The organism is Bradyrhizobium sp. IAR9 (assembly GCF_013408065.1).
In the GTDB taxonomy this organism is placed as follows: Bacteria; Pseudomonadota; Alphaproteobacteria; order Rhizobiales; family Xanthobacteraceae; genus Bradyrhizobium.
The window spans coordinates 628335-643099 of sequence record NZ_JACBZW010000002.1 but is presented as its reverse complement, the minus strand read 5'-3'; the positions used below and the strand labels follow the sequence as shown (position 1 = coordinate 643099).

Sequence of the window (14765 nt, the reverse complement as noted above, 5' to 3'; positions counted from 1 at the left end):
GACGAGGAGTTGGAATCACGAGACTCAAGGAACGGCTGGTCACTTTGGAGGATATTGGCGGAGGACAATCCATGGAAGCATTGACGATTGTTAAAACAGGATTGGTGCTGGTTGATGCATTCAAGCGTTTGCTTCCTGAGAAAAGCGCGAAAGACAAAAGAGCAAGAGAGCGTGTGTGCTCCGCTCTGCGCACTATCTAGTTCATGCCGGACGGCGTTATTAGCCTTCTCGCGGACGTTTTGGAAAACAAGAAGATCCAACCGGCCCGCCTTCGGCGGGTGCTCGGCGATTTTAACGATAGCCAATGGGAGGTAAGGGCTGCATTGCAGCAAATAGATCTTGGTGATCTAGAGCGAGAGTTGGCAGTGAGTCTAGGCACAGCGCGCGCTTTAGATGAACTGAAGAATGGAAAGATAAAGCTCCGAAATGAGATTCAAGAAGAAGTAAATCATTATGGTCAGGAAGACGCGAAACCAAACAAAAGGGCGATCAGGCGATTAATTGCCTCGATAATCAAATTGAACGAGACAATAGAGGATCTTGAGGCCGCACTTAACGACCGCGCTGAACGTTCGCCCCCTAAACGGGGACCGGTGCCGATGGTTACAAGGACGAAAAAGAAAATTAAGAAGGTCAAGAACGCAAAGAACGCGAAGACTAAGAAAACCAAGAAGGCGCGCTAAGCCGCGATAAGTCGCCCCCCCCAAAAAACAAAAACGGCCGGATCTTTCGATCCGGCCGCGACTCAAAACTCTACTGGCTAAGCCTACGCCACGCGACGCAACTTAGCCCCCGCCCTAACCTAAAAAACTTAGCTGGCCTTCTTGGCTGGCGCGGCCGTCGGGCCGACCTTCTTCTGGATGGCGCGCTTCAGCTCGAGGGCGCGCGGCGACAGCACGTCGGCGTTGGCCTTGAGCAGGAAGGCATCGAGGCCGCCATTGTGGTCGACGCTCTTGACCGCGTTGGTCGAGACGCGCAGGCGCACGTTGCGCTCCAGGGCTTCGCTGATGAAGGTCACGTTGACCAGGTTCGGCAGGAAGCGGCGCTTGGTCTTGATGTTGGAGTGGCTGACCTTGTGGCCGACGAGGGGGCCCTTGGCCGTCAGTTCGCAGCGGCGAGACATGGCATAAATCCTTGAGTTCGATCCCCCAACGATTGCGGCCGCCATTCTGGGCGCCACGGGGGCTAATTCTTTTGTCCTTGCAGGGAGCGGGCGGACGTATAGGGGGGAAGGGGCGGGCAGTCAAGGTTTTGGGCGGTCTTTTGGGGCCGCCGGGGTGGTGCGCTCCCTCTCCCGCCTGCGGGAGAGGGTGGGGGAGAGGGCTCTTTCCTCTGGGGGACACTAGCTAGTGCCCCCCAGAGGAGAAAGCCCTCACCCGCGCTTCGCCATAGCCGAGGCTCCGCCTCGGCGTTCTCAAGAGGACGGCCGCCGAAGGCGGCCTGTGCTCTCCCGCAAGCGGGAGAGGCTGGGAGCCCGCGGCTACCGCCGATCACCAAAACGGCAATGTTTGTCGCGCCTTACCATCACATAAAGGGCGTATTCGCGCCTGAAGACTCCGGTGGAGTTCCCGGCTCGACCCGCCCGGACACATTGTTTGCCGCGGTTTTTGGCTTAAGTAACAACCGTCGCGCCCCGATTGGATTGTTTCGTGCTCACACCGTCCCCTCTTGCGCCTGAACAGCGCTCAGTCCGCCCGCGCATTGCCGGCTGGCTGGCGGCGCTTTGCGGCGTGGTGGTGGCGTGGGGCGCGGTGCCGGCGGCGGCGCAGGGCAAGCTCGAGGCGCAGTATGAGGCCTCGCTGGCCGGCATTCCCGTCGGCAAGGGCGCATGGAACATCGACATCCAGGACGACGTGTTCTCGGCGGCGGCCGCGGGCGGCACCTCGGGGCTGCTGAAGTCGTTCACCGGCGGGTCCGGCACCGGCGCTAGCCAAGGGCGCATCGTTGGCGGCGCGCTGGTTGCGACCGGCTACCAGGCCTCCACCACCACCTCGAAGAAGACCGAAGAGATCCGCATCACGCTCGACAAGGGCAATGTGAAGGATTTTGCCATTCTGCCGGAGCCGCCGGTCGATCCGGACCGTATCGTCGTCACCGACGCACATCGCCGCGGCGTCTGGGACCCCATGACGGCCTCGCTGCTGCGCGTGCCCGGCAATGGCGACCCCGTCTCGCCGGACGCCTGCCACAACTCGGCGCCCGTGTTCGATGGCCGCATGCGCTACGATCTGAAGCTCGATTTCAAGCGCATGGAGAGCGTGAAGGCGGAGAAGGGCTATCATGGCCCGGTGGTGGTCTGTTCGCTCTATTTCGTTCCCGTCGCCGGCTACATCCCCGACCGCCCCGTGATCAAATACCTCGCCGCCCAGCGCAACATCGAGATCGCGTTTGCCCCCGTCGCCGGCACCCGCATCCTGGTCCCGTTCTGGCTGAAAGTGCCGACGCCGCTGGGGCCGGCCATGCTGGAAGCCACCAGCTTCATCACCACGGCCCAGCCGCCAAGGGTGGCGAAGACGCAGTAAGCGGCTGTTTCCGCGCCTGTCCTTTGTTAACTCGTCACCCTGAGGTGGCCGCCTCTTTGGCGGCCCTCGAAGGGCGACAGCCCGGCTCTCACCGCGAGGAAACCAGCGCCAGCCGTCGCAACCGGGCCGTCCATCCTTCGAGGCTCCCGGCGCGGTGCGGGGCACCGCGCCACTCGCACCTCAGGATGACGGAAGAAGTGTCGTGATTTCAAGCACACCCCTACTGTGCATGGGGTTGTTTTCGCGAAAACGAGTTTGGGCGGCCTCGATCTTGGAATCCATTTGACTCCTCCCCGATTCTGATTCGACTCCGCGTCGTCCCCAACTTAAGGGTTTGCGCCATCGAAACGTCACTTGTACGGCGGCCCAAAACTCCATCTAGTTGCAGCCAACAAGACTCCCGCGACATGTTGCGTGAACGGAACATGACTCCAGAGGGAGTCAGCGATTCGGCCGCGATTCGTTCTAGAGTCGTTCCGAAGCTTAAAGCCAACGGGAAAAGCGTCGCAAAGTGAGACAGTTGCGCGAGGTTTGGGGAGGCGCCGGATTCTCCGCTGCCACATCCCGTCACCCTGAGGTGGCCGCTTCTTCAGCGGCCCTCGAAGGGCGACGGGCCCGGCTGGCGCCGCGGACATTCGCTGGGTTGGCACCCGGGCCGTTCATCCTTCGAGGCTTCCCATGCGGCGCGATGCGCCGCATGGCTCGCGCCTCAGGATGACGGGCTGATGGTGGGCGGATCAGCCCCCAAGCCCCGCCCCCGCCCCAGACAGCACTGACATTCGCCCAAATCGCCACTACCTAATCCCCCAGATGCCCTTTTCCTCCTCCCCCTTCGCTTCCGAGCGCGCGCCGTCCGATCGGGTGCCTGGCGCCGGCGTCACTGCGGTGCTCGGGCCGACCAACACCGGCAAGACCCATCTCGCCATCGAGCGGATGCTGGCGCACCCGTCCGGGATGATCGGCCTGCCGCTGCGCCTGCTCGCGCGCGAGGTCTACAACAAGATCGCTGGCCGGGTCGGCGCCGAAGCGGTCGCGCTCGTCACCGGCGAGGAGAAGATCAAGCCCAGGAATCCGCGCTATTGGGTCTCGACCGTCGAGGCGATGCCGCGGGACCTCGACCTTTCCTTCCTCGCCGTCGACGAGGTCCAGATCGCTTCCGATCTCGAACGCGGCCATGTCTTCACCGATCGCATCCTCAACCGCCGCGGCCGCGACGAGACGCTGCTGCTGGGCGCCGCCACGATGCGCCCGATCATCGAGCGGCTGCTGCCTGGCGTCTCCATGATCACGCGGCCGCGCCTGTCGCAGCTCGAATTCGCCGGCGACCGCAAGATCACGCGCCAGCCGCGCCGCACTGCCATCGTCGCGTTCTCGGCCGACGAAGTCTACGCCATCGCCGAGCTGATCCGCCGCCAGCACGGCGGCGCCGCCGTGGTGCTGGGCTCGCTCTCGCCCCGCACGCGGAACGCGCAGGTGGCGATGTTCCAGAACGGCGATGTCGATTATCTCGTTGCCACCGATGCCGTTGGCATGGGCCTCAATCTCGACGTCGACCACGTTGCGTTTGCCTCCGACCGCAAGTTCGACGGCTACCAGTTCCGTAGGCTGACGCCGTCCGAATTCGCGCAGATTGCGGGGCGCGCCGGCCGCGCCACGCGCAACGGCACTTTCGGCACCACCGGCCGCTGCGCGCCGTTCGAGCCCGAGCTCGTCAACGCGCTGCAGAACCACACTTTCGATCCCGTGAAGATGCTGCAATGGCGCAACGCCAGGCTGGATTTCTCCTCGCTCGGCGCGCTCCAGGTGTCCCTGAACCTCGCCCCCGGCCATGAGGCGCTGACGCGCGCCCCGGTCGCCGAGGACATGCGTGTGCTCGATCACGCCGCCCGCGACGTCGAGGTGCGCGATATCGCGCATGGCAAGGCGGCGGTGGAGCGGCTGTGGGAGGCCTGCCAGGTCCCGGACTACCGAAAACTGTCGCCGGCCGCCCATGCCGAGCTGGTGACGACGCTGTACGGCTTCCTGATGCGGAAGGGATGCATCCCCGACGCCTGGTTCGAAGCCCAGATCACCCAAGCCGACCGCATCGACGGCGATATCGACACGTTGTCGGCCCGGATCGCGCAGATCCGCACCTGGACCTTCGTCGCCAACCGCCCGGACTGGCTGAAAGACCCCGAACGCTGGCAGGGGATCGCGCGGGAGGTCGAAAATAAATTATCGGATGCGCTCCATGAACGCTTGACTGAGCGTTTCGTTGATCGCCGGACCAGTGTATTGATGCGCCGCCTGCGGGAGAACACGAGCTTGAATACTGAAATCGGCAAGACCGGCGAAGTCATCGTCGAAGGCCATGTCATCGGCCGCCTCGACGGCTTCACCTTTGCACCGGATGCGGCGGAAGCCGGCTCCGATGCGAAAGCCTTGCAGGCTGCAGCGCAAGCAGTGCTCGCCGGCGAGATCAACACGCGCGCCGAAAAGCTCGGCAACGCGCCGGACGATCAGTTCGTGCTGACCTCCGAAGGCATCATCCGCTGGACCGGTGATGCCGTGGCGCGGCTGTCCGCCGCAGAGGACGCGCTGCATCCGCGCATCCGCATCATCTCCGACGAGCGCCTGACCGGCGGCCCCCGCGAGAAGGTGCAGGCCCGGCTCGAGCTCTGGCTCAAGACTCATGTCGAGAAGCTGCTCGGGCCGATGTTCGAGCTCTCCAAGGCCGAGGACGTCACCGGCATCGCCCGCGGCATCGCCTATCAGCTCGTCGAGGCCCTCGGCGTGCTCGAGCGTCCGAAGATCGCCAACGAGCTGAAGGATCTCGACCAGCCCTCGCGCGCGGTGTTGCGCAAATACGGCGTCCGTTTCGGCGCCTATCACATCTATTTCCCCGGTCTTTTGAAGCCCGCCGCGCGCGCGCTCGCCGCGCTGCTCTGGGCGCTGAAGCAGGACAATGTCGATCTGTCCTCGCTGTCGGGCGCGCAGCATCTGGCATCCTCGGGCCGCACCTCGTTCCCGGTCGACAAGGCCCTGCCGCGCGATGCCTATCGCGTGCTCGGCTACAAGCAGGCCGGCGAGCGCGCCGTGCGCGTCGACATTCTGGAGCGCCTTGCCGATCTGATCCGCCCGGCGCTGGCCTGGCGCGAGAACGCGTCCGGCGAAAAGCCGGCCGGCGCCTTCGATGGCCGCGGCTTCGTAGTGACGCAGGCGATGACGTCGCTCACGGGATCTGCCGGCGAAGATTTTGCGTCGGTCCTGCGTGCCCTCGGCTATCGCATGGAGAAGCGTCCGCCGCTGCCGCAAAAGCCGGCCGTGGTGGAAACGGTCGCGGCCGAGACGCCGCCGGCTGAAGGCAGCGCCGAATCCGCGACAGAGACCTCGACCGAGACCGAGACCGCGGCAGAGGCCGTTGCCGGCCTGCCGGCGGAGGCCTCCACCGAGGCTGTCGCCGAGCCGGTCACGGTCGAAGATGCGCCCGGCATGGAGCTGCAGGACGAGCCGGCTCAGGAGGCCGAGCCCGCGCTCGAAGCCTCTCCCGAGGCCCCCGTCACGCCCGAAGACGCCCCCGGCATTGCGCCGCCGGCGGAAGAGCCCGCTGCGCCCACCGAGGCTGCCGGCCTCGAAGCCGCTCCGGCCGAGACGGCCGCAACCGAAGCCGCCGCGTCACCCGACGCCGCCGCGCCTGTCGAAGCTGCGGCGACGCCGGCTGAGCCCGAGCTGATTGAAGTCTGGCGCCCCGGCGGCCGTCACGAGGACCGCAAGCCGCGCCACGAGCGCCATCGCCACCAGCGTCATCACCATCAGCGTCCGCAGGCCGGCGCTGAAGCTGGCGCTGCAGCGAGCGCCGCGCCCGGCGAAGCAGCCGACGGCGCCAAGCCGGGCCAGCGTCATGGCGGCCATCGCAGGGACGGCGGCAGAGACTTCCGTAAGCCGCGCGAAGGTAGCGAAGGCGCGCCGCGTCCCGAGGGGCGCGACGACAGGAACCGCCGCTTCGAGGGCAAGGATCGCGACAACAAGGGACGCGATCGCGACAAGGGCAAATTCGGCGGAGACCGCGACAAGGGCCGTGACAACCGCGGCCGTGACCGCGACAAGGGCCGCGACCGCCAGGGTGGACCCTCGCTGCGTCCCTACGCCTCGAGCGCAAATCCGCGCGAGCGCGATCGCCCGGCCGATCCGAATTCGCCCTTCGCCAAGCTCGCGGCTCTGAAAGAGCAGCTGTCCGGCCGCAAGGAGTAGCATAGCGTTTTCAAGCGAAGTGCGGAGCGGTTCGCGTGAAGAAAACGCGTCAGAAGGAATAGAGCCACGACGACCGAGCGGCAGCGCCTCGACAAATGGCTGTGGCACGCGCGGGTGGTGAAGGCGCGCACCTCCGCGGCCGAGCTCGTCGGGTCGGGCCACGTTCGCGTCAACGGCGAGCGCGAAAAGTCGCCGGGGCATGCGATCAAGATCGGCGACGTCATCACCGTCGCGCTCGATCGCACCGTGCGGGTGTTGAAGGTCACCGGCTTCAGCGAGCGCCGTGGCGATGCTGCCGCGGCGCGGGTGCTCTTTGAGGAGCTAAGCGAAGCGAAACGCAATTAATTGCGTTTCGAATTCAGTTCTTGGTCGATCAAACACACAAAGCCGTCATGATCGGGCCTTCCCGACCTTGCAGCGCAGGGCCATACGCGCTACGCAAGCCGCGACTTTTAAAAGAGCTTTTCGGAGCGTTGGATGACTTACGTCGTCACTGAAAACTGCATCAAGTGCAAGTACACCGACTGCGTCGAGGTCTGCCCGGTCGACTGCTTCTACGAGGGTGACAACATGCTCGTCATCCATCCGGACGAGTGCATCGATTGCGGCGTGTGCGAGCCGGAATGCCCCGCCGACGCCATCAAGCCGGACACGGAACCGGGCCTGGAAAAGTGGCTTTCGGTCAACGCCGACTACGCCAAGAGCTGGCCGAACATCACCCAGAAGAAAGAATCACCTGCCGACGCCAAGGAATTCGACGGCATGGAAGGCAAGTTCGAGAAATATTTTTCTCCGAACCCCGGCTCCGGCGACTGAATCGGGCTCAAACTTAACCCTAATAGCGGCGCTTCCTCCGAAAACCAGCCCTCAAGACCCCTAAATCATTGATTTTTGCGGGAAATGTGCTATATTGGGCACATTAAGCCGAACCCGTCAGCCCCGTTGGCCCCGCTGGGTTCCCGTGAAACCAAATGTCGAACAGGGGCGTGGCAGTTTCCGCGCGCAGGCTGTGTCACAGAAAACGCGTAAAAAGAGTACTTCAGCGAGGGCTTCCCATAAGGAGGCCAAAAAAGTCGCCGCGGCCAGCCGTAGCGCATCCAAAGGTCGGACCGCGACGAAGGCGCCGGCTGCAAAGTCCTCGAAGAACAAAAGAAGCGCAATGCCTAACAAGACTGCCAAACCGGCCGCGAAAGCGACCGTTGCCAAGCCTGCTGTCAAGCCCGTTGCTGCCAAGGCTCCCGCTGCCAAGCCCGCCGCGTCGAAGGCTGCCGTTGCTGCTCCTGCCAAGGCTCCCGTTGCTGCCGCCAAGCCCGCTGTGAAGCCGGCGGCTGCTGCGCCGAAGGTCGAGGAAAAGAAGGTCGTGACCCAGCGTCAGGGCTTCAAGGCCAATGAATTCGTCGTCTATCCCGCTCACGGCGTCGGCCAGATCCTGGCCATCGAGGAGCAGGAGATCGCCGGCGCGAAGCTCGAGCTGTTCGTCATCAACTTCATCAAGGACAAGATGACGCTGCGCGTGCCGACCGCCAAGGTCGCCAATGTCGGCATGCGCAAGCTGTCCGAGCCGGCGCTGGTGAAGAAGGCGCTGGAGACGCTCAAGGGCCGCGCCCGCGTCAAGCGCACCATGTGGTCGCGCCGCGCCCAGGAATACGAAGCGAAGATCAATTCGGGCGACATCGTCGCGATCGCGGAAGTCGTGCGCGACCTCTACCGTTCGGAGTCGCAGCCAGAGCAGTCCTACAGCGAACGCCAGCTCTATGAAGCGGCGCTCGATCGTCTCTCCCGCGAGATCGCGGTGGTGCAGCACTCGACCGAGACCGAAGCGGTCAAGGAGATCGAAGCCCAGCTCGCCAAGAGCCCGCGCCGCACCAACGCCAAGGCGGAAGCCGCCGACGGCGAGGGCGATACGGATGCCGAGGGCGATACCGACGACACCGATGGCGACGACACCACCGTCGCCGACGAGGCCGCGTAAGCGTCGCGTCGTTCGCAAGAGATCAAAAGCCCGGCTGTCCAGCCGGGCTTTTTGTTTGGGGAATGTTTTCCAAGACGATGACTGAAGCTTTGTGCAAGAGCTCTCTCGACAAACTCGGTGTCGTCCCGGCGAACGCCGGGACCCATACCCCCAGGGAGAAGTTTGACGAAGACTAGTCGTTCGGTACGCCTACCGATCGCAACGATAGATTCCGCGGTAGGGGTCTCGGCGTTCGCCGGGACCACGAGAGGAGAGAGTCTTCGTCAAACGACGCGTGGCGGCCTACTTCACCGGCCGCTTCTCGAGCTTCCTTGCCAGCGTGCGCCGGTGCATGCCGAGCCTTCGCGCCGCCTCCGAGATATTGAAATCCGTCTCGATCAGGGTCTGGTGGATGCGCTCCCATTCCAGCGTCTTGATCGAGGTCGGCCGTGCATCGAGCGCGACCTCGGCGTTGCCTTCGGCCTTGTTGAAGGCGGCTTCGATGTCGTCGGTGTTCGAGGGCTTTGCGAGATAGTGGCAGGCGCCCAGCTTGATCGCCTCCACGGCGGTCGAGATGCTGGCAAAGCCGGTCAGCACCACGATCAGCATGTCAGGGTCGTGCGTGTGCAGCAGCTCGACGCAGGCAAGGCCGGAGGCGCCGCCGAGCTTGAGGTCGACGACGGCGTGGCCGAAAGAGCGTTCCTCCAGCACGTTCCGCACGTCCTCGATCGAGGCGGCGAGCACGACATCATAGCCGCGGCGCTCGAACGAGCGCTTCAGCGTGCGTGCAAAGCCGGCATCGTCCTCGACGACGATGAGCGAACGGTCAGGCGTCAAAATTCCCTCCGATCGCCAGCGTTGCGAGCGGCAGCGTGAGGCGGACGGTGGCGCCGCGCTTCCTGTGGTTCTCGGCGGTCACGGTGCCTCCGAGCTTGCGCACGACGTTCACCACCAGGAACAGCCCGAGCCCGCCGCCGGCGCGGCCCTTGCTCGAGTGATAGGGTTTTCCGAGCTGCGCCAGCATCTCCGGGGCAAAGCCCGGGCCGCGATCGCTGATCGACAGCACGAGGTTGTCGCCCTCGCGCTCGGCGACGAGCTCGACCCATTCCCGCGAGACTTCATAGGCGTTGTCGAGCACGTTGAAGATGACCTGCTTCAGCGCGATGTCGGAGACGATGGCGACGTCCGCTCCGAACGTATTGACGAAGTAGAGCGTCCGCGCCGAGCGCGCGTCGCGCCACTCGTCGACCAGGGCGGTGACGAAGGCCGTCACCGTCGTCGGCGATGAGCCTTCGCCGCGCGCTTCGCCGGCCGAGACCAGGATGCCTGTCACGATCGACTTGCAGCGCTGCAGCGAGGTTTCCATCTCCGCGAGGTCCTCGGCGAGTTCCTGATCGGCGGCAAGATCCGGCATGCGGCGCCAATCGCTGAGGATCACCGAGAGCGAGGCGAGCGGCGTGCCGAGCTCATGGGCCGCGCCGGAGGCGAGCAGGCCCATGCGGACGATGTGATCCTGCTCGGCGGCATGCTGACGCAGCGCGGCCAGATTCGCGTCGCGCTCGCGCAAATTCCTGTTGATGCGGGTGACGAACACGACCAGCAGCACGGCGTTGAGAACGAAGCCCAGCAGCATGCCGGCGACCGTGAGCGTATAGGTCTCGCTCAGCGGATTCGGCGGCAAGTCCAGCGGGCGGTATGCCAGCGTCAGCCAGACAAAACTCGCGCAGGTCAGCGCGACCAGCGACCAGGTCGAGCGGGCATCGAGCAGCACCGCGCCGAGCGTCACCTGGAGCAGGAACAGCGAGGTGAAGGGATTGGTCGCGCCGCCAGAGAGGTAGAGCTGCGCGGTCAGCGCGGCGACGTCCAGCATCAAGGCGACCAACAGCTCGTTGTTGGTGATCGCGGCGCGATGGCGCACCCAGACCAGGCTGGAGACGTTGAGCAGCACCAGCGCGCCGATCACCGCGCTCATCCGCTCCAGCGGCAGGGGAATGCCGAGCCCAAGATGCACGCCGCCGATCGTCACGATCTGGCCGACCACCGCGGTCCAGCGCAGCTGGATCAGCAGCGCCATGTTCTTGCGGTTGGTCTCGTCGTCGGTCGGACTCGTGCCGATCAGCTCGCTGCGCGCGTCCGCCTGCGATTGCAGCGTGACGGCGAGCCCGCCATGCGCAAGTGTGTGGGAAAGCGTCTTCCCGTCGTCAGGTCGGCTCGACGATCGTTCCAGCATCTGATCCCGTCCTGCGGGCGACGGCATCGGAGCCGCCTGCCTTTTCGTGGACGAAGCGTTTGCGGCGGAACAGCCCGCCGCCGAATGTGACGAAGAGTTTACCCGCCAGCATGAAAGCCAGGGCGAACCACGTCAGCGCGTAGATCAGGTGGTTATTGGGAAAGCTGACCACGGTCAATCCGCCGATTGGACCGCTGCCGGATTGTGATCCGGTATCGGCATCGACGAAGAACGGCGCGACATCGTACAGACCGCGGGCCGTCGCAATCGCGGCGACATCCCGCGAATACCAGCGGTTGTGCTGGGGCACGTTGTTCCGGAGAAATCCGCCTTTCGGCTCTGTCATGCGGAGCAAGCCGGTGATCTCCACCTGGCCGTCCGGATTGCCGTCCCGGCGCGTCGATGCGTCGCGCCGCTCGGACGGCACGAAGCCGCGGTTGACCAGGACCTGTGTGCCGTCGTTGCGCTGGAGCGGTGTCAGCACCCAATAGCCCGGGCCTTCCTCGGTGACCGCCTGGACCAGCGTCTCGCGGTCATGCAGGAAGCGGCCGGTGAGGCTGACATGCCTGTATTCGTCATTTGCCCTGGAAACCGCAGGCCATGAATCGGGCGAGGGGATCGGCTGGGCCGGGGCATGGACGCGCTGCTCGACACGGTCGATCAGCGCCAGCTTCCAGGCGCGGCGCTCGATCTGCCAGATGCCGAGTGCGATCAGAACAACAAAGGCCGTCAGCGAGAGGACCGTGAGCCACAGGGACGGGGACCGCACAGCCTCGCTGCGCGCCCCGCTCGTCTTGCTGGTCACGGTCCTGACTTCGCTCACTTCATTCCGCTCATCTGGTGGATCGGCATCATGTTGCTGTTGAGGTGGCTCATCACCCACAGCGAACCGGACAGCGCGATCACCACCATCACAATGGTGAAGATCAGCGCCATCATGCTCCAGCCGTTCTCGGACGTCGTGTTCATGTGCAGGAAGTAGATCATGTGCACGACGATCTGCACGACCGCGAAGGCCATGATCACGAGCGCGGTGATCTGCTTGCTCGGCAGCACGCCGCTCATCACCAGCCAGAACGGGATCGCGGTGAGCACGACCGAGAGCACGAAGCCGAGCATATAGGTCGAGAACGAGCCGTGGGCGTGGCCGTCGGCGTGGTGATGGTCGTGCGCGCCGGCTGCGTGGGTATCGGTGCTCATCGCAGAACTCCCAGGAGATAGACGAAGGTGAAGACGCCGATCCAGACCACGTCGAGGAAATGCCAGAACATCGACAGGCACATCAGGCGGCGGCGGTTGGCTTCGATCAGGCCGAACTTCTGGACCTGCACCATCAGCGTCACCAGCCAGATCAGGCCGCAGGAAACGTGCAGGCCGTGGGTGCCGACCAGGGTGAAGAACGCCGACAGGAAGGCGCTGCGCTGGGGCGTGGCGCCTTCATGGATCATGTGAGCGAACTCGGTGAGCTCGATGCCGATGAAGGCGAGACCGAACAGGCCGGTGATCGCCAGCCAGATTTGCGTCTGTGCGACCTTGTTCTGCTGCATCGTCAGCATGGCAAAGCCATACGTGATCGACGACAGCAGCAGCATCGAGGTGTTCACCGCGACCAGGTTCAGGTCGAACAGGTCCTTCGGTGCGGGGCCTGCGGCGTAGTTGCCACCGAGCACGCCAAAGGTGGCGAACAGGATCGCGAAGATGAGACAGTCGCTCATCAGGTAGATCCAGAAGCCGAGCGAGGTGCTCCAGCCTTCCGGATGCGGGTGTTCGTCGGCGAGATAGAAGACCGGCTCGCCGGTCTGGGCGGGATTGACAGCGACAGTCATTTACTTGGCTCCGGCGAGCAGTTTGGTGCGCGCGTCCTCGGTCCGGATGACGTCTTCAGCCGGAATGTCGAAGTCGCGGTGATAGTTGAAGGTGTGGCCGATGCCGACGACGAGCAGCGCGGCGAAGCTCACGGCGGCGAGCCACCAGATGTACCAGATCAGGCCGAATCCCATCGCGGTGGCGAGGCCGGCGAGGATGATGCCGGTGCCGGTGCTGCTGGGCATGTGGATCGGCCTGAACCCGGTGAGCGGACGCTGGTAGCCGCGCTTCTTCATGTCCCACCACGCGTCATTGTCGTGAACGACGGGGGTGAAGGCGAAGTTGTAGTCCGGCGGGGGCGAGGAGGTCGCCCATTCCAGCGTGCGCGCGTCCCAGGGATCGCCGGTGACGTCCTTGAGCTGCTCGCGCCTGAGGAAGCTGACCGCGAACTGCATCAGCATCGAGAGGATGCCGAGCAGGACGAGGAACGCCCCGACCGCGGCGATCACGAACCAGATCTGCAAGGACGGATCGTCGAACACGCGCAGGCGGCGGGTCACGCCCATCAGGCCGAGCACGTAGAGCGGCATGAAGGCGAGGTAGAAGCCGGTGACCCAGAACCAGAACGACATCTTGCCCCAGAATGGATCGAGCTTGAAGCCGAATGCTTTCGGGAACCAGTAGGAGATGCCGGCGAAGGCGCCGAACACCACGCCGCCGATGATCACGTTGTGGAAGTGCGCGATCAGGAACAGGCTGTTGTGCAGCACGAAGTCGGCCGGCGGCACCGCCAGCAGCACGCCGGTCATGCCGCCGATCACGAAGGTCAGCATGAAGGCGATCGTCCACATCATCGGCAGCTCGTAGCGGATACGGCCGCGATACATCGTGAACAGCCAGTTGAACATCTTCGCGCCCGTCGGGATCGAGATGATCATCGTGGTGATGCCGAAGAACGAGTTGACGCTGGCGCCCGAGCCCATCGTGAAGAAGTGGTGCAGCCAGACCAGGTACGACAGGATGGTGATGACGACCGTGGCGTAGACCATCGAGGTGTAGCCGAACAGCCGCTTGCCGGAGAACGTCGAGGTCACCTCCGAGAAGATGCCGAACGCCGGGAGAACCAGGATGTAGACTTCGGGATGACCCCAGATCCAGATCAGGTTCACGTACATCATCGGGCTGCCGCCGAAATCGTTCGTGAAGAAATTGGTGCCGACGTAGCGGTCGAGCGAGAGCAGCGCGAGCACGACGGTCAGGACGGGGAAGGAGGCGACGATCAGGACGTTGGTGCAGAGCGAGGTCCAGGTGAAGACGGGCATCTTCATCATGGTCATGCCGGGGCAACGCAGCTTGACGATGGTGCAGATCAGGTTGATGCCTGACAACGTCGTGCCGACGCCGGCGACCTGCAGCGCCCAGATGTAATAGTCGACGCCGACATCGGGACTGTAGCCGATGTTCGACAGCGGCGGATAAGCCAGCCAGCCGGTGCGGGCGAATTCGCCGATGAACAGCGAAGCCATCACCAGCACGGCGCCGCCGACCGTCATCCAGAAGCTGAAATTGTTCAGGAACGGGAACGACACGTCGCGCGCGCCGATCTGGAGCGGCACGACATAGTTCATCAGGCCCGTGACGAGCGGCATCGCCACGAAGAAGATCATGATCACGCCGTGGGCGGTGAAGACCTGGTCGTAGTGATGGGCGTTGAGATAGCCTTCGGAGCCGCCAAAGGCCAGCATCTGCTGGCCGCGCATCATCAGCGCATCGGCAAAGCCGCGCAGCAGCATCACGATGCCGAGGATCATGTACATGATGCCGATGCGCTTGTGGTCCACGGTGGTGAACCATTCGCGCCAGAGATAACCCCAGAGGCGGAAATAGGTGAGGCCGCCGAGCAGTGCGGCGCCGCCGAGCGCGACCACCGCGAAGGTGCCGACGACGATCGGCTCGTGCAGCGGCAGCGATTCGAAGCCGAGCCGGCCGAAGATGAGCTTGAGAAGATCAGGAGACATGCGGG

At 64.3% G+C, this 14765-nt stretch carries 13 protein-coding genes and 1 pseudogene; 7 read left to right on the top strand and 7 right to left on the bottom strand.

The window, feature by feature from the left end; genetic code table 11:
- Positions 1 to 71 precede the first annotated feature (71 nt).
- Together GGD67_RS39685 and GGD67_RS08605 are read left to right on the top strand one after the other, a co-directional pair.
- The gene (locus GGD67_RS39685; protein ID WP_283814098.1) at positions 72 to 200 is read left to right on the top strand and encodes a hypothetical protein; all 129 of its coding nucleotides are present in this window, start codon (positions 72 to 74) and stop codon (positions 198 to 200) included.
- A gap of 3 nt (positions 201 to 203) precedes the next feature.
- Entirely contained in the window at positions 204 to 683 is a 480-nt protein-coding gene (locus GGD67_RS08605; RefSeq protein WP_179732151.1) for a hypothetical protein, read from the top strand.
- Between the two features lie 128 nt (positions 684 to 811).
- On the opposite strand, the gene rpmB is transcribed toward GGD67_RS08605, so the two are convergent.
- The gene (gene rpmB / locus GGD67_RS08600) at positions 812 to 1123 is read right to left on the bottom strand and encodes a 50S ribosomal protein L28 (RefSeq protein ID WP_018316488.1); all 312 of its coding nucleotides are present in this window, start codon (positions 1121 to 1123) and stop codon (positions 812 to 814) included.
- A 589-nt stretch (positions 1124 to 1712) separates the two neighbouring features.
- Here rpmB and GGD67_RS08595 point away from each other — a divergent pair.
- The 5 genes and pseudogenes from GGD67_RS08595 to GGD67_RS08575 all read left to right on the top strand — a co-directional run bounded on the left by GGD67_RS08595 (position 1713) and on the right by GGD67_RS08575 (position 8727).
- Positions 1713 to 2522: a DUF3108 domain-containing protein gene (locus GGD67_RS08595; protein ID WP_179732253.1), complete on the top strand. Its 810-nt coding sequence runs from the start codon at positions 1713 to 1715 to the stop codon at positions 2520 to 2522.
- An 810-nt stretch (positions 2523 to 3332) separates the two neighbouring features.
- Positions 3333 to 6755 carry a helicase-related protein gene (locus GGD67_RS08590; RefSeq protein ID WP_179732149.1) on the top strand — a complete coding sequence of 1141 codons (3423 nt, stop codon included), beginning with the start codon at positions 3333 to 3335 and terminating at the stop codon, positions 6753 to 6755.
- A gap of 75 nt (positions 6756 to 6830) precedes the next feature.
- Positions 6831 to 7100 (top strand): annotated as a pseudogene (locus tag GGD67_RS08585) (RNA-binding S4 domain-containing protein); the annotation flags it as partial.
- A gap of 132 nt (positions 7101 to 7232) precedes the next feature.
- Positions 7233 to 7571 (top strand): ferredoxin FdxA, encoded by a 339-nt coding sequence (gene fdxA / locus GGD67_RS08580; protein ID WP_011082989.1) that lies wholly within the window; start codon positions 7233 to 7235, stop codon positions 7569 to 7571.
- A gap of 343 nt (positions 7572 to 7914) precedes the next feature.
- Positions 7915 to 8727 (top strand): CarD family transcriptional regulator, encoded by an 813-nt coding sequence (locus GGD67_RS08575; RefSeq protein WP_179732148.1) that lies wholly within the window; start codon positions 7915 to 7917, stop codon positions 8725 to 8727.
- 282 nt (positions 8728 to 9009) lie between these two features.
- On the opposite strand, the gene GGD67_RS08570 is transcribed toward GGD67_RS08575, so the two are convergent.
- The 6 genes from GGD67_RS08570 to cyoB are packed head-to-tail and all read right to left on the bottom strand — an operon-like array spanning position 9010 to position 14760.
- The gene (locus GGD67_RS08570; protein WP_018316482.1) at positions 9010 to 9543 is read right to left on the bottom strand and encodes a response regulator transcription factor; all 534 of its coding nucleotides are present in this window, start codon (positions 9541 to 9543) and stop codon (positions 9010 to 9012) included.
- Positions 9533 to 10936 (bottom strand): ATP-binding protein, encoded by a 1404-nt coding sequence (locus tag GGD67_RS08565; protein WP_179732146.1) that lies wholly within the window; start codon positions 10934 to 10936, stop codon positions 9533 to 9535. The genes GGD67_RS08570 and GGD67_RS08565 overlap by 11 nt, the downstream gene beginning before the upstream one ends.
- Entirely contained in the window at positions 10908 to 11759 is an 852-nt protein-coding gene (locus GGD67_RS08560; RefSeq protein ID WP_179732144.1) for an SURF1 family protein, read from the bottom strand. Before GGD67_RS08560 ends, GGD67_RS08565 begins: the two co-directional genes overlap by 29 nt.
- Positions 11756 to 12136, bottom strand: coding sequence for a cytochrome o ubiquinol oxidase subunit IV (cyoD, locus tag GGD67_RS08555; RefSeq protein ID WP_179732142.1), 381 nt, complete (start codon positions 12134 to 12136; stop codon positions 11756 to 11758). The genes GGD67_RS08560 and cyoD overlap by 4 nt, the downstream gene beginning before the upstream one ends.
- On the bottom strand, positions 12133 to 12762 hold the full coding sequence (gene cyoC / locus GGD67_RS08550; RefSeq protein ID WP_018316478.1) for a cytochrome o ubiquinol oxidase subunit III: 630 nt from the start codon (positions 12760 to 12762) through the stop codon (positions 12133 to 12135). The genes cyoD and cyoC overlap by 4 nt, the downstream gene beginning before the upstream one ends.
- Positions 12763 to 14760 (bottom strand): cytochrome o ubiquinol oxidase subunit I, encoded by a 1998-nt coding sequence (cyoB, locus tag GGD67_RS08545; RefSeq protein WP_179732140.1) that lies wholly within the window; start codon positions 14758 to 14760, stop codon positions 12763 to 12765.
- Positions 14761 to 14765 lie beyond the last annotated feature (5 nt).

Excerpts from the sequence above, each read along its gene's own strand:
- GGD67_RS39685 (WP_283814098.1), top strand. The coding sequence starts at position 72 with ATGGAAGCATTGACGATTGTTAAAACAGGATTGGTGCTGGTTGATGCA.
- GGD67_RS08605 (WP_179732151.1), top strand. The coding sequence starts at position 204 with ATGCCGGACGGCGTTATTAGCCTTCTCGCGGACGTTTTGGAAAACAAG.
- rpmB (WP_018316488.1), bottom strand. The coding sequence starts at position 1,123 with ATGTCTCGCCGCTGCGAACTGACGGCCAAGGGCCCCCTCGTCGGCCAC.
- GGD67_RS08590 (WP_179732149.1), top strand. The coding sequence starts at position 3,333 with ATGCCCTTTTCCTCCTCCCCCTTCGCTTCCGAGCGCGCGCCGTCCGAT.
- fdxA (WP_011082989.1), top strand. The coding sequence starts at position 7,233 with ATGACTTACGTCGTCACTGAAAACTGCATCAAGTGCAAGTACACCGAC.
- GGD67_RS08575 (WP_179732148.1), top strand. The coding sequence starts at position 7,915 with ATGCCTAACAAGACTGCCAAACCGGCCGCGAAAGCGACCGTTGCCAAG.
- GGD67_RS08565 (WP_179732146.1), bottom strand. The coding sequence starts at position 10,936 with ATGCTGGAACGATCGTCGAGCCGACCTGACGACGGGAAGACGCTTTCC.
- cyoD (WP_179732142.1), bottom strand. The coding sequence starts at position 12,136 with ATGAGCACCGATACCCACGCAGCCGGCGCGCACGACCATCACCACGCC.
- cyoC (WP_018316478.1), bottom strand. The coding sequence starts at position 12,762 with ATGACTGTCGCTGTCAATCCCGCCCAGACCGGCGAGCCGGTCTTCTAT.
- cyoB (WP_179732140.1), bottom strand. The coding sequence starts at position 14,760 with ATGTCTCCTGATCTTCTCAAGCTCATCTTCGGCCGGCTCGGCTTCGAA.